The sequence below is a fragment of the Dethiosulfatarculus sandiegensis genome, assembly GCF_000931935.2.
Classification (GTDB): domain Bacteria; phylum Desulfobacterota; class Desulfarculia; order Desulfarculales; family Desulfarculaceae; genus Dethiosulfatarculus; species Dethiosulfatarculus sandiegensis.
In genome coordinates this window covers 381,647-401,623 of sequence record NZ_AZAC01000011.1, presented here as the reverse complement: position 1 = coordinate 401,623, position 19,977 = coordinate 381,647, and the positions used below count along the sequence as shown (strand labels likewise).

At 52.0% G+C, this 19,977-nt stretch carries 17 protein-coding genes and 4 pseudogenes; 11 read left to right on the top strand and 10 right to left on the bottom strand.

Annotated elements, in window-relative coordinates:
* Positions 1–249: 249 nt before the first annotated feature.
* The 5 genes and pseudogenes from X474_RS27235 to X474_RS09330 form a co-directional block, all read left to right on the top strand.
* Positions 250–465 (top strand): annotated as a pseudogene (locus X474_RS27235) (4Fe-4S binding protein); the annotation flags it as partial.
* A gap of 78 nt (positions 466–543) precedes the next feature.
* The gene (locus tag X474_RS09345; RefSeq protein WP_231688311.1) at positions 544–1,416 is read left to right on the top strand and encodes a 4Fe-4S dicluster domain-containing protein; all 873 of its coding nucleotides are present in this window, start codon (positions 544–546) and stop codon (positions 1,414–1,416) included.
* The gene (locus X474_RS09340) at positions 1,406–2,170 is read left to right on the top strand and encodes a TorD/DmsD family molecular chaperone (RefSeq protein ID WP_044348336.1); all 765 of its coding nucleotides are present in this window, start codon (positions 1,406–1,408) and stop codon (positions 2,168–2,170) included. Before X474_RS09345 ends, X474_RS09340 begins: the two co-directional genes overlap by 11 nt.
* Before the next feature lie 46 nt (positions 2,171–2,216).
* Positions 2,217–4,415 carry a molybdopterin-containing oxidoreductase family protein gene (locus X474_RS09335; RefSeq protein WP_044348335.1) on the top strand — a complete coding sequence of 733 codons (2,199 nt, stop codon included), beginning with the start codon at positions 2,217–2,219 and terminating at the stop codon, positions 4,413–4,415.
* A 31-nt stretch (positions 4,416–4,446) separates the two neighbouring features.
* Positions 4,447–5,103, top strand: a complete 657-nt coding sequence (locus X474_RS09330) for a 4Fe-4S dicluster domain-containing protein (RefSeq protein ID WP_197282041.1) — start codon at positions 4,447–4,449, stop codon at positions 5,101–5,103.
* Positions 5,104–5,726: 623 nt separating this feature from the next.
* On the opposite strand, the gene X474_RS09325 is transcribed toward X474_RS09330, so the two are convergent.
* The 6 genes and pseudogenes from X474_RS09325 to X474_RS09300 all read right to left on the bottom strand — a co-directional run.
* Positions 5,727–6,026: a transposase gene (locus X474_RS09325; protein WP_044348334.1), complete on the bottom strand. Its 300-nt coding sequence runs from the start codon at positions 6,024–6,026 to the stop codon at positions 5,727–5,729.
* Between the two features lie 292 nt (positions 6,027–6,318).
* Positions 6,319–6,642, bottom strand: coding sequence for a transposase (locus X474_RS27230; RefSeq protein ID WP_082464261.1), 324 nt, complete (start codon positions 6,640–6,642; stop codon positions 6,319–6,321).
* Positions 6,643–6,645: 3 nt separating this feature from the next.
* A complete protein-coding gene (locus tag X474_RS09315; RefSeq protein ID WP_156360699.1) occupies positions 6,646–6,927 on the bottom strand; it encodes a hypothetical protein in 282 nt (93 codons plus the stop codon).
* Positions 6,893–7,354 (bottom strand): IS110 family transposase, encoded by a 462-nt coding sequence (locus X474_RS09310; RefSeq protein WP_056009599.1) that lies wholly within the window; start codon positions 7,352–7,354, stop codon positions 6,893–6,895. The genes X474_RS09315 and X474_RS09310 overlap by 35 nt, the downstream gene beginning before the upstream one ends.
* A 151-nt stretch (positions 7,355–7,505) precedes the next feature.
* Complete coding sequence (locus X474_RS09305; protein ID WP_044348326.1) at positions 7,506–8,072, bottom strand: hypothetical protein; 567 nt, start codon at positions 8,070–8,072, stop codon at positions 7,506–7,508.
* Between the two features lie 253 nt (positions 8,073–8,325).
* A pseudogene (locus tag X474_RS09300) lies at positions 8,326–8,466 on the bottom strand (tryptophan synthase subunit beta); the annotation flags it as partial.
* Positions 8,467–8,499: 33 nt separating this feature from the next.
* On the opposite strand from X474_RS09300, the pseudogene X474_RS09290 reads away from it, so the two are divergent.
* The 3 genes and pseudogenes from X474_RS09290 (at position 8,500) to X474_RS09280 (ending at position 12,658) form a co-directional block, all read left to right on the top strand.
* Positions 8,500–9,505: pseudogene (locus X474_RS09290) on the top strand (IS3 family transposase).
* Between the two features lie 993 nt (positions 9,506–10,498).
* Complete coding sequence (locus X474_RS09285; protein WP_044348320.1) at positions 10,499–12,223, top strand: FAD-dependent oxidoreductase; 1,725 nt, start codon at positions 10,499–10,501, stop codon at positions 12,221–12,223.
* Between the two features lie 84 nt (positions 12,224–12,307).
* A complete protein-coding gene (locus X474_RS09280) occupies positions 12,308–12,658 on the top strand; it encodes a cytochrome c3 family protein (RefSeq protein ID WP_052515044.1) in 351 nt (116 codons plus the stop codon).
* A gap of 161 nt (positions 12,659–12,819) precedes the next feature.
* Here the strand turns inward: X474_RS09280 and X474_RS09275 are convergent, their stop codons facing one another.
* Complete coding sequence (locus tag X474_RS09275; RefSeq protein ID WP_044348318.1) at positions 12,820–13,287, bottom strand: hypothetical protein; 468 nt, start codon at positions 13,285–13,287, stop codon at positions 12,820–12,822.
* A gap of 230 nt (positions 13,288–13,517) precedes the next feature.
* On the opposite strand from X474_RS09275, the pseudogene X474_RS09270 reads away from it, so the two are divergent.
* Positions 13,518–15,045: pseudogene (locus X474_RS09270) on the top strand (arylsulfatase).
* Between the two features lie 111 nt (positions 15,046–15,156).
* Entirely contained in the window at positions 15,157–16,161 is a 1,005-nt protein-coding gene (locus X474_RS09265) for an HAD family hydrolase (protein WP_044348316.1), read from the top strand.
* A gap of 93 nt (positions 16,162–16,254) precedes the next feature.
* Here the strand turns inward: X474_RS09265 and X474_RS09260 are convergent, their stop codons facing one another.
* The 3 genes from X474_RS09260 to X474_RS09250 form a co-directional block, all read right to left on the bottom strand.
* On the bottom strand, positions 16,255–16,734 hold the full coding sequence (locus X474_RS09260; RefSeq protein WP_044348315.1) for a DUF6530 family protein: 480 nt from the start codon (positions 16,732–16,734) through the stop codon (positions 16,255–16,257).
* 354 nt (positions 16,735–17,088) lie between these two features.
* Positions 17,089–18,465 (bottom strand): sensor histidine kinase, encoded by a 1,377-nt coding sequence (locus X474_RS09255; protein WP_044348313.1) that lies wholly within the window; start codon positions 18,463–18,465, stop codon positions 17,089–17,091.
* Positions 18,462–19,157 (bottom strand): response regulator, encoded by a 696-nt coding sequence (locus X474_RS09250; protein WP_044348312.1) that lies wholly within the window; start codon positions 19,155–19,157, stop codon positions 18,462–18,464. Before X474_RS09250 ends, X474_RS09255 begins: the two co-directional genes overlap by 4 nt.
* A 181-nt stretch (positions 19,158–19,338) precedes the next feature.
* Here X474_RS09250 and X474_RS09245 point away from each other — a divergent pair, with 181 nt between their 5' ends.
* On the top strand, positions 19,339–19,965 hold the full coding sequence (locus tag X474_RS09245; protein ID WP_044348311.1) for a tyrosine-type recombinase/integrase: 627 nt from the start codon (positions 19,339–19,341) through the stop codon (positions 19,963–19,965).
* Positions 19,966–19,977: the final 12 nt, after the last annotated feature.

The following is a 19,977-nucleotide window of genomic DNA, read 5'->3' as shown; positions in this document are numbered from 1 at the left end:
CTTTCCGGCGTTAAGGTGTTTAAGGCTGATTAGCGCAAACCTCGTTGCAAGGGGGGAGAGCACCCCTCGCGATTATTCTATGTCCACAATTGCAGGGGAACTTTATACATTGGATCATCAATTATTGTTGTCTGATGCATTGAATAAATTGGAAGTGACGGTATATTTTTTTTACATATGTGAAAAAAATCACCTACTTTTGATCTATGAAATATCGTGCTCGTTCTGAATCTGTGCTGAGCTGGTAGTATGAACGAATTGAGAGCAGATAAAAAGCCCGTTGTGCTAATCCGCCGCGATTTCCACCTTCATCGGTGTGCCAGGCTCAAGCGTAATTCATTTAGCTGCCATATATGTCAGGATATTTGTCCAGCCAAAGCCATTGAATTCAATGAAACGGGTCCTGTGCTCTCCACCGGCTGCTTGGGTTGCGGGCTGTGTATTTCGGCCTGTCCCAACGGCGCCTTTGGGGACCCTTTCAGAATCGCCGTCACGCCTCCGCGCGATTATTATTTCTGTTCCGGATTGTGGCCGGAGGGCCCTGTGGGTTCAGCCCGTCTGAGTGAGCCATTCATTCCCTGTGCGGGTTCCGTAACCCTTTCCACATTGTTTCAGCGCTGGTTTGAAGGCACAGCTGCCCTGAGGATCATCACCGGAGACTGTGCGTCCTGTTCCTTCCAGGCTGGACGGGGCTTGTTTGAAAAAGAACGCGCCATTATTTCCCAAATGCAAGGATGTATCGACGGGCCTGAATTCAAATTGGAAATCAACCGGGCCACCGAATCCGAATTGGCCGAGGCGAAGGCCCTCCGCGCTGGCCTGATGCGAAAAAGACAAAAAGATGCCGAATTTTCAAGACGGGATTTGGTGTTCGGCTTCCGCAAAGTGTTCCAAGCCGCCAAAGGTGATGCGGCTCCTGTGCTAACCCCTCCCAGAACCATGCCCAAATGCGGCGAAGCCCTGCCTGGCAGGGAATTGATCCGGCAATATATCCGCAATAATCCTGAGAAGAAGCTGCCAGGGGTCAAATCTGACTATTTCCATAAAATAGAAGTGGGCGACCAGTGCCGGCTATGCGGGGTGTGCACCCGGGTCTGCCCTTCCGGAGCCCTTCGGCTACAAAGGGAAAATGACAGGTTATCGTTATGGAAAGAACAGGCTCTTTGCAGCGGCTGCGGCCTGTGCCAGCAGTTATGCCCATGTTCCGCCTTGACCGTAACCTCGGGGCTAGATATGTGCGAGGTCGCTGCCGAGCCTGTCCGGGCCCAATCCCTGCCCCTGATCACCTGCATCTCGTGTAACAGACAATTCATAGACCATAACGCTGGACCGGTTTGCCCGGCCTGCCAAAAAAACGAACATCTAATGAACGACGCGTTCCGTCTGATATGGGGAGAAAACACCGATGCCAGCTAAGCCTGACCTAACTGACCGACTTGGAGAATGCAGCCTGGATTCTCCCGGCTTTCACAGTCTGCGCGAGGCATTATACACCCTGCTCGCGCATTGCTTCGGATTTGAGATAGATCAGAACGCCTGGGCGGCTTTGGGCCAGCTCAAGGATATGACTGAAGCATATCTGGACTGCCTGGGCGGACCGGACCACCAACTGCAGCAGGAGGCCGCGGACCTCGGCCAGCTCATAGAGGAACTCACGGCTGGCGGCGGCGAAAAGCACCTCCTGTATCTGGCCCGGGAATATGCCTCCAGCTTCCTGGGGGTGGGCCCGAATACGATCCCGTTATGCGAGTCGCACTATACGGACAGCAATCACGCCGGCCAGGACAGTCCGGCCCTGAGGGTTAGAAGACAGTATCAAAGGGCGGGATTGACCAGGAGCGAAAGCTTTAATGAACTGGAAGACCATTTGAGCATGGAGCTTTCCCTTATGGCCCATCTCAGCGCACGCAGCAAGCAAGCCGCTGAAAACAGCCCGTACGAGGCCAGGAAACTGCTTGAATGGCAATCGGATTTTATACAGGGGCATCTTTTGAACTGGATTCCCGCATTCAGGAGCAAGGCTGCGCAGATGTCACCTGCAGGGTTCTATGCCAAAATTGCTTGTTTTACCGACCGTTTTCTGGAGCTGGAGGACGCCTGGATCGTTCAAGAGCAGCAGTCGATTCTACATGGAAACACAGAGGCACCCCAAAAGTTGACAATTGATTGACCCAACCTAGGGCTTTATTGCCCATCGGGCAAGAGGAGGTTACTTAATGTTTAACAAGGCGATACCCAGACGCACCTTCATGAAGGCTGGCGGCAGTGGCTTGCTCGCGCTTTCCCTGGGGCCAAAATTCCTAGTGCCGGAAGCGAAAGCCCAGACCTCCGCCGAGCCCAAGGCAGAAGTGGGCTACACCTTTTGCGATGGCTGTAACCACGTGCCATTCTGCGGCATTCAATTTCAGCATCAAGATGGTCTGATAACCAACGTTGAACCTTGGCAGGGGTATCCCGCCACGCCAATCTGTTCCAAGGGCTATGCCACCATGCAGCGGCTCTATAACCCAAAACGGCTGAAATACCCCATGAAGCGGACCAATCCCAAGGGGTCCTCCGACCCCGGATTCGTCCGCATCAGCTGGGATGAGGCCTATGATTCCATCATCAAGCAGATCAACCGCATCAAGGAACAGTATGGCCCCCACTCGGTGTTTTTCTATGCAGGCGACCCCAAGGAGCCCAGAGCCGCGATCCAGCGCCTGGCTGCGGTCTATGGTTCGGTCAACTACGGGTGTGAGAGCTCGACCACCTGCCGCAGGTCCGCCATGCTGGCCGAGTTCCTGACCTATGGCTTCGGCACCATGGGCAATTTGCCCAGCGAGGAAACCAAGGTCATGCTGGTCTGGGGAACTAACCCAGCCTATTCGGGCCAGCCTCATATGTGCCATGGCAAGCTTATGGATGCCAAGGAGCGCGGAGTCAAGTTCATTGTGGTCGACCCCAGGATCACCCCTACGGTGAGCACCTTGGCCGACATTCATCTTCAGGTCCGGCCCGGCACCACCGCCGCCCTGGCAGCGGGGCTTATGCACGTAATTTTCAAGGAGAACCTGGAAGACAAGGACTTTTGCGCAAACTACATTCACGGCATAGAAGAGTTGAAGGCTTATGTGGCTGATTTCGACCCCAAAAGGGTGGAAAAAATCACAGACGTGCCTGCCCAGCTCATAATAAACGCCGCCCGCTTGTACGCCTCAAACGCTCCGGGCGGGCTGATGACCAACGCCCAAGCCACCACCCACGATCTTAACGCTTGCAACAACCATCGCGGGCTGCTTATGGTTCCGGCCGTCTGCGGTTACATTGATGTGCCCGGCGGTATCACAAAACCCACCAACCCATTGGAAGGCATGGCCGGCCCCTGGGCCAATGGACCGCCTAAATTCTCCATGCGCAAACAGAGGCTGGCTTGGTCGGAGCATCGGTTGGATGCCAAGTATTACCCGGTCTGGGCCGAGAAGATTTGGGAGATCCAGGGCAACCACATCGTGGAATCCATCAACGAAGGTAAACTCAAGGCCTTTTTGGGCTGGGGGCTGAACCTCATGATCTGGCCGCAGTCCCATGAGTATATGGAGGCCTTTGACAAGCTGGAATTCACCATGGCCGTGGATTATTTCTACCGCCCCTGGACTCACAGCCATGTGGATGTGTTGCTGCCAGCCGCCATGAACTATGAACGCCTGGCGCCTTTTGCGGTGTTTGGCCGCACGCTTTACGCCCGCACCCCGCTCAAGCCCCAGGGCGAGTGCCGGGAGGACTGGCGGATCGCCTTGGAGTTGGGCACCCGCCTGGGCCACGGCAAGACCTGTTTCAATGGCGATCCGGAAGCTGCCTGCAATGAGATCCTCAAAATGTGGAACCTGACCTACGACGATCTGCGTAAGGCCCTGCCCAAGGGTGTAACCGTGCCGGCCAAGAAACCGGAAGCCTTTGAAAAGCACAAAAAGGGGGTCAAGTTCGGCACCTCCACCGGAAAGATAGAGGCGGTTTCCGAGGTGCTCAAAAAGCATGGCCACCCGGCTCTGCCCGAATACAAGGAGACCATGCCGACCAGTGAGGAATATCCCCTGATCCTGGTATCGGGATCCCGGATTCCCTACATCACCCACAGCAAGTGGCGCAAGGACTCCCCCTGGCTGCTTGAATTACAGACTGAACCGGTCCTGACTCTCCATCCCAAGGATGCCGCCAATCGCGGCATCAAGCAGGGCGATAAAATCAGCTTGAAAACCCAGTGGGGACAGATCGAGGTAGTGGCCAAACCGACCGTCCTGATGAAGGAGGGAGTGGTCGGCATGATGCATGGGTGGGCCAAAGCTAATATCAATGAGCTGATTCCCAGGCAGTTCGACCCGATTTCGGGCTATCCGCCCTTTAAAGACACTCCGTGCCAGGTGGTGAAAGCTTAGCCCCACTTGCTTAAAAAAAGGGATGATTGCAATGCCTAAATACGGAATTATTGTAGACTTGAACCGGTGCACGGGCTGTATGACCTGTGTCATAGCCTGTAAAAAGGAAAACTTGACCCGGCCTGGTGTGAGCTGGAACAAGATTCTGGAACTGGAAAACGAGCTTTCCGATTCTATAGTGTTCATAAGAAATTCCTGCATGCACTGTGAAGATCCGCTATGCGTGCCTGCTTGTCCGGTGGGGGCCATAAAGAAGCGGCCCGACGGGATAGTGATTATTGACCAGGATGAATGCGGCGGAGCAGGGGACTGTGTTGAGGCGTGCCCTTATGGCGCCATCACCATAGCCCCGGAGAAAAAATACTTCCCGGGCGACAAAACCCACCTGGATGATCTGGCCACGGGCCACCGTAACCACGAACCCGACCTAGGCTCCAAATGCACCATGTGCGCCCATCGGGTGGATAAAGGGCTCCAACCGGCCTGTGTGGCGTCATGCCCTTCCAAGGCCATGATTTTCGGTGACTTGGATGACCCTAACAGCGAAATCCGTAAAAAGCTGCCAGAAGCTGCTCCCCTGCTGGCCAATAAAGGGACCTATCCCAAGGTCAACTACATTCTGCCGCGCAATAGGGCCAAAGGGGTGAACCACAGGGTGCAGGAAAACCCCGCCATGATGCGCTTCTAGCCTGATACGTACACGTTCTGTGAATGTGGTTCCGGCTTTGGCCGGAACCACATTTTTTTATTCAGAGGAAAATGCATCCACCACTGATGATGTTATTTTATGTTGCCTGCTATGATTTAACCAAAGCAGGCAAAGCTTTGAATGTATATGGAGTTGATTGAGTATTATTTTTTACTGGAGGTTGTCGACCTGATTCCTAAATTGAGTCCTAATACTGGCGTAAATGGCGCTGGCGGGAATTGAGAGGGGCCATCACACTCCGTAGGTTTTCTAAATGAATAGGCACCATAACCGACGGAGGTGGCTGAGAGCCTCTTCCCCCGGATCGCCTAGCGGCCCCTGCGCTAGTATGAGCGCTTCTGTAAAGGAGGCGCCCTGGGGAAGCAGCTGAACAGCGAAGGCCTGTGGGACGACCTGCAACGCCTGAAACTGAACCGGTCCGCCGAAACATCAAAGGTCACAGCTGCCGGCCGCGGGACCAGTCCATCACCCAAACAGGCCCCAATTGCCAGGATTATCCCGCCGATGCCGCCAGGTGTAATAGCCGCTGCGTGACACCCCAAATGCCTCACATTGAGCAGCAATGCTGAATTTGCCTGTGTTGCCAGCCATGAATGCGTACTTCACTTCAGGCTTTTCGCAAAGTACGCGCTTGCCTTTTTAAATATTTCGATCTCCTCGGCCTGCTTGGCAAGCTGCCGCTTCAGCCTGCCATCTTCAATGGCCAGTTCCTTCTCAGTCTCACTGCGGCTGGCCTCATACCTGGCTTTCTTGCGCCAGGCGTAAAGCTGGGATTCATGAAGGCCTAGTTGCTTTGCTGCCCCTCTCACTTCAACCTGCTCAGCCAAGCCAAGTGCCTCTGTCTTGAACTCCGCCGAGAAACGACGGCGGGGACCTTGCTTCCGATTTTTCTGTGATGCCATGGAACACATCCGTAAAGCAAATTACTCGCTTCTCTGAGTGTGGTCCATTTGGTCAAGGAATAAATCTATTAATAGCCGTTTTCCTCTTTTAGATAAGGCATCAAACAATAAGCAATCACGCCTTCAAGCTTCTCTTCGCGCTCAGCAATTTTTGGCGCATGGATGTAGATCGAGAATCGGCGTTCCTAATCTTAACGAGGTAGTTTTTGCTACAAGCGAGTAGCCAGGTTCAACGCCAATCCCCGAAAAGCGTGGTTGCATTATTTGCAGTTCATAAAGGTTTATCTTTCCCTCAAACCACAGCAGGATATGCCGGATTATAAACCTCACCAGTTCTCAAAAATTTGTACGCAAAAACTAACAGCCTTCTGGCCAGGGCAACCGCCGCCACCTTCCAGCCCCGTTTTACGATCAGCCTTTTGGCCCATTTACGCAATGACGGTGTGAGACGTTTACTTCGCATTGCCACCCAGCCTGACTGAACCGAAAAGTGACGCATCAAGCTGCGGCCCTGTCTGGTTATCCCTCCCCGGCGCTGCATAGAACCGCTGTCGCGGGACGATGGAATCAAGCCCGCATAGCTGGACAGCTGATTTGCACGCTTAAATCGCTTCACATCTCAGATTCCGCTAAGAATACCCATGGTGACAATGGGGCCGAATCCAGGCATCTCATATAGCAGCTCTGCTTCCGGCCAATCACTCAGTTCCTGATTGATCATGGCATCAATATCTTGCCTTTGCTTTTCAAGGTGCTCCAAGATGCTGCGATGCGTGACCAAGAGCGGCTTCATCCACAAGGGGACTGCCGGATTGTCCAGAACTGTTTCCCAGTTTTTCTCTTTGGGCCACTGACTCTTTTTTAGCTCAACACCAACCGAACGCAGCATTGCCTTTGCCATGTTTATGCTCATGTTTTTTTTGTTTGAGAATGTGCTGCCTGGTCTGCATCAAAGCTCTGGCCCGGCGGGTCTTTTGGTCTGGAACGCTGACCGCAATCCGTTGTGCCAAACCACCACCCAGACCTTCGGCAAGCGCTCTGGCGTCATGGCGGTCACTCTTTTTCTTGCTGTCCGAGATCATCTTGAACTGACGGGCATTAACCACAACCGGCTCAATTCCGGCTACTCGAAGAACATCAACCGCCCACCAGGTCATGCATCCGGTCTCAAGCGTAACTTCTAAACCATCAGCAAGCCAATCTTGTACAGCTTCCAGCCAGCCGGCTTCACCACTGGGAACTGTAGCGCGGCGAATCACTTTGCCTTCTTCATTGATGGCGCAATAAGTGGTGGTCTTCTTGTGTACGTCCATGCCAACATAAATCATGGTCTTCCCTCCGGTTAATGGTCCATTCTTTCCCAAGACCATTATCCCAAACTGGGGGATGACCACATTCATCACATCTTAACTCGGTGTCCGGCAAAGATGCGCTGGATCAGTGCGGGCGGGGCATGATCCCCGCCCGTTTTCCTGCCGACTATGCCTCCAAGGACAGGCCGAAGTAAGCCATCAGCTTCATGGCCCTGGGATTATCGGCCAGGCGCTGTTTGACCGCCTGTTCCATTTGATCGCTTACCCCGTTCTGATTCTGCACGATCTCCCGGTAGTAATCGCTTGCGTCCTTTATGCCGTGGTTTTTAAGCTCCTGGCTGAAGTACTTATGCAAAGTTGAGTTGTATTCGGCCAGGTCCTTTTTCCCCTGGTTGCTGAGCGCGTCATAGGCGGCCTGGCGGGTTTCGGAATAATAACCCCCGATCTGGGTGTCCACCATGTTGAGTTCCGAGCAAAGGTCGGCGTACCAGCCGGGCAAAGAATAGGCCTCCACGGGAAGTATGGTTTCCTCCTCCTCCTGCGGATCCGATTCCGCTCGGGTCATGGCCTCTTCATGGCTTTTTTGGATCAGCGCCCGGGCCTCATCCGAAATTTGCACGGTGTCCTGGGTCATCACACCTTGTGCCGAGCCCTTTTCCCCCGCGCCCACAGCCATCCGGCCCCGGCTCACATTGTAGACATAGTCACTGGCTTGAGTGCTGGATACCTCCATGACAATCCCTCCCCGATTTCTGGCAGCTTGGCAATCCGGGTGTTAAAAAACGCAATAAACATGCCAAGTGCTTGAAATATTACATTTAGTATATACAGCTAGTTGGCGGGGCAGTGCTGTTGTCTGGTCCGCAGAAAGGGGAAAGAACTTCCCCTTTGGGCGCCAATTGGGAAGAAAGTGATGGCCATCGGCCGGGGGGCCGTTGGCAAAAGCCCCCCGGCTGGTAGCCCGATGGAGGAGAGAAAAAGTCTTATTTTGTTTTTAGCGCCTGGTTAAGGCCCAGGGCGTTGTTGATCTTGTGAGCCCCGGTGTGGGTCAGGTCCTCGCGTTTTAAAAATATGCGGGCCCCGCCCAGTTCTTTGGAGAAGAGGTGGTCCCCAAAAGTCGGACAGGTGGTTAAGGTAGAATTGGCCGAGAAAGATGGAGGATGCAAATGGCCAAACGTAAAACCCACAGCGCCTCTTTCAAGGCCAAGGCGGCATTTGAAGCGATTAAGGGCGAGATGACGATCGCCGAGTTGTCGTCACCGAGGTCCACCCCACCATGATCACCAAGTGGAAAAAGCAGGCCATGGACGATATGGCCGACACCTTTGCCAAGGGGGGCCGCAGCCCCCGGCAAGACGACCAGGAAGCCCGTATAAAGGAGTTGCACGCCAAAATCGGCGAACTGATCGTGGAGAGGGATTTTTTAGCCAAGGTCTTCGGACGTTGAGTCACGCTCGGAGGTTGGACATGATAACTCCCAAACACCGCCGGCTCAGCATCACCCGCCAGTGGGCCCTGATGCGGGTGTCCCGTTCATCGTTCTATTATCACGGCAAGGGGGAATCGCCGCTAAACCTGAAGCTGATGCGCTTGATAGACAAGCAGTGGCTAAAAGCCCCATTCTTCGGCAGCCGCCGGATGTCCAGCCACCTGCGTAGGAAGGGTTACGGCATTAATCGGAAAAAGGTGCGCCGCCTGATGAGGAAGATGGGTTTGGAGGCTGTGTATCCCCGGCCCAAAACCACCAGGCCACACCCGAAACACCTGGTCTATCCGCACCTGCCGAGAGGGCTCGCTATTGACCGACCCAACCAGGTCTGGGCCGCCGTGGAGGACGCCATCAGGGATTACGGAACGCCTGACATCTTCAACACAGATCAGGGAAGCCAATTCACCTCTCTTGCCTTCACGGGGCTTCTGAAAGAACACGACATCAAGATATCCATGGATGGCAAGGGGGCCTGGAGGGACAATGTTTTCATCGAGCGAGTGTGGTGGTCGCTCAAGTACGAGTGCGTATGCATCAACGAATATGCGGATCCCTGCTCGCTGAGAAAGGGGTTGGCGACATGGATTGGTTTCTATAATTCCGAAAGACCTCATTCCTCACTGGAAGACCACACCCCGGATGAGGCATACTTTCGGGCACTGCCAAAGGCGGCTTAAAAATGACTGGCCAATTCAACCTTATTTTCGCCGCCTACCTGTCCTAAAAATGAGGACCGCCGTTTATTGCTTAAGGCCAACCCCCGCGTTTGCCGAACTACATTTCACAAAGTGAACCATTCTACCAGGACCAGTGTCAGGGAAAGTAGATTCGGTGGTTTTGCGTGACAGGATTTTAAGGTGGTAAAAAATGATTTTTCAGGATCTGTTCAGGGGATGGAGATGCTAGAAAAAACAGTTAACTAGCAGCGGGGTAGTAACTTTTTAGGGGTGCTGTTTTGCTTTTTGCGATTGGTGATTTTGGATCGGCACCTTCAGCTCAAAGAGAATAACTTGTATCTTATCTTGCCGACTGCTTACATTATCCAGCAATATAGTTTAATGATTTGTTTAGCCAGCCTTAATGCTCAGAGATCTTATTTATTTTTTTAAATATCCTGAGAAATAAGCTTGCACAATATTAGGCCAATTGGGGTAATTAGCTGCTGCTTAAATAGGGTGCCTATGTTGTGAAAATAGGCTCATGAGCCTATTTATCTAACTCATGAGTTGCCTTAGATTTAAACTGACTGCCTTGGAAGCTTCTAAAGAATATCTGGCTGGCATATAGATTTTTGGAATGCCGACAAGTAGTTAAGCGCAGTGTTTTGGGGTCGGCTTTGTTTTGTCTCTCTTTTTGCCCCTGTTGAAAGTAGATGATTGACATAGCTTTAAGTGGAAAACAGTAGCTTAATATGTCTGTCTATTTAAAAACAAAGATTTTTATTTTATCCTTAGTTCATATCGTCATTTCCCTTAACAAAACAGTTAAGTACGGTTTTAGTTTGTTGAAATACGCTTATCGCTTGAGAAGCTTTTTCTGTTTGTCTGCCGGAATATACAATCGCAAAACTGTTTTTACTACAGAGGATAGCCGAAACTGCATTTTTGCAAAGGTTTTGGGGTCGGTTTTGACCCTCTAATCAGGACAAATATGTCCGAGGGAGTTTAAAAATGGATAAGAAAAATCATGAAAACACAAAGTCCAGGCGCGACTTTGTTAAAACATCTTTGGTCGGTGTCGGTTCCCTGGCCCTTGGCAATATGATAAGTGCCAAGGAAGCTTCGGCAGCCAAGGCGCCGACTCGCTGGGATGCCGAAGCGGATGTGGTCGTTTTAGGGTTTGGCGGCGCTGGGGCCTGCGCGGCTATTGAAGCGGCCAAAGCCGGCGCTCGGGTATTGATTTTGGAAAAACAACCGCAAAAAAGCCATTACTCCAACACCCGTATGTCCGGTGGCATTTTCCATAGCCCTGATCCCTCTGGAGACAAGGCTGCCTTAAAGGCGTATGCAGAAGCCATGTTCAGCGGGAACAACATCCCCTGGAAACTGGAAGGGGAGCAGGACCAGAAGCTGGCGGAAGGGCTGGCCGAGGCCTTTGCCGCTTATGTTCCGGATAATGCACCGTTTTTGAAAAGGATCGATCCGACTTATCAGACTGTGAGTTTTGGTGGTTTCAAGGGTGCCGCTTTCCCCAATTTCCCGGGCGCAAAAGACGCGAAATATAAGGTTTACGGCAGCACCTATACCGGCAAGGCCGATTTTAATGCCAAAACGAAGGATCTCCCCAAATCACAAAAAATGAATGGCGAGGCTTTTTTCCAGGTGCTCCTGGAAGGTGTGAAAAAAAGCGGCGCAAAAATCATGTATGAAACAGCTGGCAGGGAGCTTCTGCGGGATCATTCCGGCCAGATTATCGGGGTAAAGGCGGAAAGGGCCGGTAAGACGTTTAACTGCAAGGCGCGGCGTTCTGTTGTGGTCACAACCGGTGGCTACGAATATAACCTGCGCATGCGTAGGGCCTTTTTGGAAGGCCCGGGAGTTGAAGGCTGGGGATTTTACGGCTCACCTGCCAACACAGGTGACGGCATTGAAATGGTGGCCAAAATAGGGGGCGCCTTGGATAAGGTTGGTAAGGCGGCTTCCAGGATGATAGCTGTGTTGCCGGTCAGGCACCATGGGCTAAAGATGGGCATGATAACCCCGGCTGTAGGTAAGCCCAATTCCATTGTCGTTGACAGCTTTGGCCGACGCTATGCCGCCGAGCATTTAATCACCAAGGACCCGAGCCGCTACCTGTTCTATAAAGAAGCCGTTCATCTGGATATCTTAAAGCTGGTTTATCCCCGTGTGCCCAGTTGGCTGATCTTTGATGAAAACTTGAGATCAAAGAGGTGCCTGACCTACCAGGGTATTTCCACCCCAGGTTATGATTACATCTCTTGGTCCAAAGATAACATGGACGCGGTTAAACGAGGATGGATCATGCAGGCGGACAGCCTCGAAAAACTGGCGGACCGGATCAAGGCCCATCCGGAGAACCGGAAGCTGTTCGAATCGGCCAACCTCGTTGATGCAGTCAAAGATTACAATGCCGGATGCGAGTCCGGAAAAGACCGCTTCAAACGCCTTAAGAGAACCCTGGGACCGGTTGCCAAGCCGCCTTTCTATGCAATTGCCATCTACCCCGGTGGCCCCAACACAAAAGGCGGAATCGCCTGCAATGCCAGTCGGGAAGTGGTTGACTGGGATGGAAAGCCGATCCCCAGGCTGTTTACGGCCGGAGAAATATCCTCGGCATTCAAATTTGTTTATCAAGGTGGCGGCAACTTGAGTGAGTGTATCACATTCGGTCGTATTGCCGGTAAAAACGCGGCGGCTGTAAAGCCCTGGTGCTGATTTAGGCCTGACAGCTTCGGCCGGATTTTCTGAAATCCGGCCGAAGACAAAGTTAAGATTTATATAGTATCGAAAGTTACAACCATGAAATATGTGGTTTTGGCGTTTGCCGTTATTTTGATTTGCGCCGGGATTTCTTATTCAGAGGATAAACAGCCGGGGAAAAGGGTGTTGCTGGAGGAGAAGCACAAAAGCGCGGATGTATCTTGCGCGGACTGCCACAAAGAAGATCCGCCGGCCCAAAAGACGCCTTCCTCCAGCTGTATTGCCTGCCATGGAGATTATAGTAAATTGGCCGAGTTAACCCAGGAGATAGACCCTAATCCCCATGCTCACCACGAGGGTAAACTGGAGTGCTTGAGCTGCCACCACGTGCACAAAACTTCCGAGGATTATTGCCTGAAATGCCATAGCTGGGGATATCAGGTCCCATGATCAAGGGGACTAGAGATTACTTGGCTTGATTAACGGCCCGGGGCTGTATATTCCCGCCCCGGGCCGATTGGGATTGAAAACCATCGCGGTAAAATAGTGTGCTCTATGGTCGTAATTGTTCGGCTCAAATCATTTCAGAGTATCTAAGAGAAGGCCATTAATTACACAACTAATTTCGTTTGTTCCTTAAAGTAGTTTTCAAGAGCTTGCCGCGTTCCTTCCTTTAGGTAATAGTTACCTTCGTATTTTTCATCGTTTTCATTGTCTTCCCAATCAATGATATACGCATCTGGGTCGCTAAACAATTTTCGCATTCTACGTGTGATGCCGCCAAGAACTCCCCGAAAATCTTGAAGACTTTCGTAACCGGTGGCCTCGAGTAGCTCATCAACGCTTCCTTTTCCGTTTTTGGTGAAGCACTTCAGGAAATTTTTGGTCGTTTCCGAAACTCCCATCATAAAGGTTTTCAGCATTTGCTCATTAAGCTCATACATTGCTTCGTATCCGGAATCTGTTTCATTGCCCTCGTCTTCTGTCGCCTGGAATTGCTCTGTTATGTATCTCCTTAGTTCACGGCGAGTGTGTAAGGAAAATTTAACCCAGTCGTTTTGCGTTATCGTGATGTGCATTGTTCAGGCCCTTTAGGAGTTGGTAGCTTATTGAATACTTGTTTCTTTGTTTGAGTACCATATGGGATAGAAGTTGCTCAAGTGCTAAATTAGGTACTAGAATTTAAAATTTAATACTAAAATGACCAAGCGTATCTCCTCCGTTCATCTAAGATCCCTAAATCTTGAATAATATTTAACTGTTGGCTTCCCTTATCAAAAGAGTCGCCGTTATTTGCCTGCTTGGATTTTTGTTTATCAGCCTTCCTGCCGGTGGGGTTTGGGGGGCAAAGGCGGAAAAGCCTCATATTGTGATCATCTGGGGGGACGACATAGGGCAAAGCAATGTGAGCGCCTATTCAATGGGGCTTATGGGTTATCGCATGCCCAATATTGACCGGGTGGCCAAAGAGGGGATGATATTCACGGATTATTATGCCGAGCAGAGCTGCACGGCCGGGCGTTCCGCTTTTATCACAGGTCAAAGCGTATATCGCACCGGGCTCAGCAAGGTGGGGCTGCCGGGGGCGGATTTGGGCTTAAGGCCTGAGGACCCCACAATCGCCGCTCTTTTAAGGGCTCAAGGGTATGCCACCGGTCAGTTCGGCAAGAATCATCTTGGCGATAAAAACGAATTTTTGCCCACGGCCCATGGCTTTGACGAGTTCTACGGAAATCTCTATCACTTAAATGCCGAGGAAGAGCCGGAGCTGCCCGACTATCCCAAGGACCCGGCCTTTCGCAAGAAATATGGGCCGCGTGGGGTTATCCACAGCATAGCCAATCCGGACGGCAGCCAAAAAATCACCGACACCGGACCTCTTAGCAAAAAGCGCATGCAGATAATTGATGACGAGGTGGCAAAGCGGGCCTGCGCCTTCTTGGAGCAAAAGGTCAAGGCAGGCAAACCGGTGTTTCTGTGGGTCAACTTCACCCATATGCATTTTCGCACCCATGCCAAGCCGGGGAGCGTTGGCCAGGCCGGGCGCTGGCAAGGGATTTATCACGATGTGATGATCGACCATGATAAAAACGTGGGCGCGGTTTTGGACAAGATCGATGAGTTGGGCATTGCCGACAACACCGTAGTTTTCTACAGCACGGATAATGGACCCCATATGAACACCTGGCCGGATTCGGCCATGACTCCCTTCCGCAACGAGAAAAACTCCAACTGGGAAGGGGCCTACCGGGTTCCGGCCATGGTGCGTTGGCCAAATAAGATAAAGCCCGGCAGCGTCTCCAATCAGATTATGAGTCACCTGGATTGGATGCCCACCTTGCTGGCCATAGCCGGAGTGCCGGATATCAAGGATAAGCTTAAAAAGGGCTACAAGGCAGGCAGCCAAACCTACAAGGTCCATTTGGACGGCTATAATTTCGTGCCCTATTTCACCGGCAAACAGAAAAAAGCCCCAGGGAGGAGTTTTTTTACTTCTCAGACGACGGCGATTTGACCGGCCTGCGCTTTGACAACTGGAAGTTTGTATTTGCCGAGCAGCGCGCCCCGGGACCTTACGGATCTGGAGCGAGCCCTATGTGCTTTTGAGGTTGCCCAAGTTGTTCAACCTGCGGGCAGATCCCTATGAAAAGGCGGATGTGATCTCCAACACCTATTGGGACTGGTACTTGAACCACGCCTTTTTATTGATTCCGGCCCAGCAATATGTGGGCAATTTCTTGACCACGTTCAAGGATTTCCCGCCCCGTCAAAAGGCAGCCAGCTTTACCATTGATCAGGTAATGGAAAGGCTGAAAACCCCTGTTGGCGGCCATTAGAATTTTGACCCCTGTGAAATGTGAATGCGCCCGGCCCAGGCCGGGCGCCGCCTTTTAGGGGTAGGGCAGAGGAGCGGCAGCCCTTTGCTTCGGGCCCCTAGGAGCAGGCATATGAAAAATAAAAAGTATTTACGTTTTTGGGCGGCATTGGTGCTTGTGTTGGTCTGGTCTGCAGCCGGGTTTGCGGCCGGCCAAGATCCTTTGCCTTCCTGGCGGGACGGGGCTGTTAAAAAGTCTGTTATCGGGTTTGTGGAGAAAGTGACCCGGCAAGGCGGACCGGAGTACATGCCTCCCTTAAAACGCATTGCGGTTTTTGATAACGACGGCACCCTTTGGGCGGAAAAGCCTCTTTATTTTCCGTTGTTTTTTGCTCTTGACCGCTTAAACGAGACGGCTCCAAACCATCCGGAATGGAAGAATAACCCAACGGTTCAGGCCGCCCTTTCCGGCGACTCAAGCCGTTTGGCCAAGTTGGGAGAAAAGGGGATTTTGGAGTTGATCGGCCTCACCCGTGCCGGAATGACCAGCCGGGAGATGCGGGAAAAGGTCCGGGCTTGGCCTGAGACAACCCGGCATCCACAAAAGCGCCTGCGTTTTGTGGATATGGTCTATCAGCCCATGCTCGAGTTGCTGGCCTTTTTGCGGGCCAATGGCTTTAAAACCTACATAGTCTCCGGCGGAGGCGTGGATTTTATCCGGGCTTTTTCAAAAAAGGTTTACGGCATACCTTGCGAGCAGGTTATCGGCTCCAGCCTTAAGAACAAGTGGCGGAATAAAGACGGTGCGGCCGAGGTGGTCAAGCTTCCCCAGCTGAATATTATTAATGATAAGCAGATCAAGACGTTAAACATAGATTTGGTTATCGGGCAAAGGCCCCTCATGGCAGTGGGAAACTCTGACGGCGACCTGGCCATGCTCCAGTGGACCGCCGCTGGAGCCGGCCCGCGCTATATGATGCTTTTGCACCATGATGACGCCCAAAGGGAGTTTGCCTATGACCGCAAGTCTCATGTGGGGCGCCTTGATCTGGCCTTGGATCAGGCCAGGCAGAGAGGCTGGACCCTGGTGAGCATGCAAAGGGATTTTGCCCGTATATTTGAGGCGGATAAGGATTAAGAAACGAGCCGATGCGAAAAGGATGAAAGGGCTTAAGGGGGCGGATCACCGACTGGCGGACCGCCCCCTTTACCTGTGTAGTTTGTTAATCAATCAATACCCCATTTCCTTTAGAATGCGGGATAAAGTCTGAAGGCGTTCTCCGATCAATTCGTCATCATCGTGCAGGGCCTGATAAAAAAGTTGCATATCTTCATCTATCTTTTCATTGTCAACGCAAACCGAGACAGTCATGGCATCGCCTTGTAAGCCCACTCTGGCGATTTGGGGGTTGTTTTCATCGTAGAGTTTTTCATACCTGTAGGCCTCCCGGAAGTGCTGAAGCCCCTGGCTGATGAGAATCGCCAAGTCCAATACTCGATGCAGGGGAAGCTCCTCTGACTGGCGGGACCATTTTCCCCCAGTGTGCCGCCATACCTTGGCCGAGATCTCAACTTTGCCGCGATCGTTCCATTGGGCCAAACCCAAAGAAAGGCCCTTGGCATCGGTGTTGCGGGCTGTTCGGCCATCTATCTTCTCGTAATCTTCCACCGTAATAACCGGTTTATGCTTCAGGTTATGGGGAATTTTCATTTTGTTTTCCTTTAGTAATTTAATAAATTAGTAAATAAGTAATTTAGTGAATAATGACATGCTCTGCACCTTCTGTCAACAGACGACCCAAGTGACTGGAGATTACTGTTTGGATGCTTGCTCAAAAATAAAGGAGTGGCTTAAGAGGCTGTGGGGTTGGTTGGCCGCCCTTATTCCCTCTTGGCTTTCAGAAAAAAAGCCGGGAGCTAAATCACAAGCGAGGCGTTTGAAAAATAAGAAATATCGGCTACCGGAATGCTGCTTTCTACATGCGCATTGTGATTAGGAGGTGACCGCTTCCCATGTGGTTTTTGATAACTGCTGCTGGCAATTTGGGGGTGATTCTTGAGTTTGTCACAAGGCCGGCATTTCGGCTGTCACCATAAACTCTCCCTTTTCCCAGTTTGCCCTAAGACTTCCCCCGTGCTCCTCAAAAATGCGTTTGGCCAGGGCCAGGCCCAGGCCTGAGCCTGGTTGGCCCGTGTTTTCGCCCCGGAAAAAGGGTTCAAAAATACGCCCAAGCTCCTCAACAGAAAGCTCTTGCGTCGGATTTTTTATACTGAAAATTAAGTTATGGGACTTTCGTTTCAAGGAAACCCGCACTATCACCCCCGGTAGTGCGTGTTTGGCTGCATTATCCAAAAGGTTTGAAATGGCGGTGTTAATGGCGTCTTCATCCCCCAGTATGGGGGCCGACAGCGCCAGATCGCTTATCAGGCGCAATTCACGGCCCTTGAAAAATGTTTCATATTTGGCCAAAAGGGCTTCAAGCAAATGGGCCAATTCCAGGGGGCCCCGCTTAAAGGGGTCCTGCTGCAAATCCAGGCGGGAAAGCAGAAGAATGCTTGAGAGCAAATCTTCCATTTGGTGGATTTCGTCTTTAATACTTTGCAGATAACGAAGGCTGTTTTGGGTGTCCCCCTTATTCAGGGCATCTTCCAACATCTGTCCGGCCACGCCTATGCGGGCCAGGGGGCTTCTGAGTTCGTGGGATACATAAGCCAAAAGTTCTCTTCCGGCTATGATCATCTGTTCCAGCCGGTCTGTCATGTGGTTCAGGGCACGGGCCAGCTCTCCGATTTGATCCCTGGTCTCGATTTTCGCCCTGTGGGCCAGGTCGCCGTCTGCAATCATAAGGGCCGAGCGCCTCAGTTTGTTAATGGGGCTGGCAATAAAACGGGAAACAGGCACAGCCAGTATGGCCAGCAAGAGGCAGATAATGGCGAGCCGGATAAGAAAAGGCTTGTGCGGCGGCGGCAGAGGAGTGGGGCGTTTTCTTTGCAGAAGCAGCCGAGTATCGGGCCAGGGGGCCCCAGCCAGGGGAATGGATATGATCATGGCTTCGGGGGGCAGATGACAAATGCTGAATTCCCTGAAGTGCCGCCACTTGGGATCAGTAGACGATGGCAGGGGAGGCAGGGGGCCGAAAGTGTTTATTTTCTCCGGAATTCCCTGGCCTGTGAGCCAAACCTTGCCTTTGGTTATTTGCCCCAGTTTTTGGACCATCTTTGAGACGGCCCTGATTTCGTTTTCCTTTTTATCGTATTGACCGAAAGTGTTTTCTGCGAAGTTTTCAGCCAAAAGAGCCAGGGCTCTGAATTTTTTTTCATCCACCTCAGGCGGGGGAGGCCCCTTGAAAAGAATAAAACTGCCGATCATAAAGGCTTGAATAAGGACCAACATTATAAAGAAGGAAAGCAGGATCTTGTGGTACAGGCCCAGCGCTTTCATGGAATTTCCTGAAACAGATAGCCCGTACCCCATACTGTCTTGATAACGTTTTTTAATCCGGGAAAAGGCGTCAGTTTATTGCGCAGGTTGCTTATATGCACGTCTATGCTGCGGTCAAAGGCCATCATCTGCCGACCCCGGGCTATGTTAAGCAACTCATCGCGGCTGAAGACCTTGTTGGGGTTTTTCATCAGCACTGCCAGTAACTTGCTCTCGGTCTGGGAGAGCTCTACGTCCATCCCCTGAGCCTTTAGAATGCGAAGGTCCGTATCCAGCTCCATGCCGCCGGCCCTGAGAACTGTCTGGTTGACCGGGCTCGAAACAGGCCCGCGCGGCCGCCTTAGCACCGCCTTTATACGGGCCAAAAGTTCTCTGGGGTTGAAGGGCTTTGCCATGTAATCATCTGCGCCCAGCTCCAGGCCCACAATGCGGTCTGCTTCCTCTCCCTTGGCCGTGAGCATGATCACCGGCACCAGGGATGCACCGCGAATTTTTTTCAAAAGGTCCAACCCGTTTTCCTGGGGAAGCATTACATCAAGCACCACCAGGTCCGGCTTGGCCTGGGCCAGTATTTCCATGAGCTGGCCGCCGTTCGACAGGCAGGAAATCGAAAAGCCATAGCCCGAGAGGTATTCGCTCAGTAAAGAACGAAGCTTGGCATCATCGTCTATTATGAGGATTTTTTGTGCCACAATTCCATCCCAGGTTAATTCGATAACAAATATAAGGGTCCGGAAGAGGAAGTAATGGTGGTTTTACAAATATTTTACATTTTATTAACCGGCACTAAAACCTTTTGACTCAAGGTTCGCATATACTGAGTGCCATATAGTCACTCGACAACTATAGGTGTTAGGCGATACGGAGCAGGGTTTGACCGAGCAGATTTATCAGATCACCAACGATAAGCTTCCTCAGCCGGAGGAAGTTGAGGCCCTGCTCCGTTTTTGCCGTAAAAAGGCTGCCTCTGACTTGATCAGCGGCAGAAAAACCTGGATAAATCGCTATCTTTTGGTGCATCTGGCTTGCGGGGCCGGGCTCAGGGCAAGTGAGATTGCCTTGGCAAGGACAGGGGATCTGGATGAATTTGGCGAAGATGACCTGCTTTGGGTCAGGCGGTCCGAAGGCCTGCGGCATCATCAGGTGAACCTGGGCGCCGGTTTGGCTGCTCATATAAAGGAATACCTGCAATTAAGATCCACTGCCTGGGGGGAGTATTCCGCCCCGGATGATCTTTTGCTCCCCGGACGGAAATGCCGCCCTTACAGCTCCTCAGCCTTATCCATCAGTTTTCGCCGCGCAGTGGAGGAATCCGGCCTTTCCTGCCGTTTTTCGCTGCGCAATGCCCGGCATTTTTATGCCGCCTTTCTTTTGGCCAAGACCCGGGACCTGTGCTACGTGCAGAGGCAACTGGGGCACGCCAACCAAAGCATGACGGTCCTGTACCTGGATGTGGCCCCAAACCTGGACTATCACGAAGCCCAGGCCGCCATTTGGTGATCCGGTAATTCC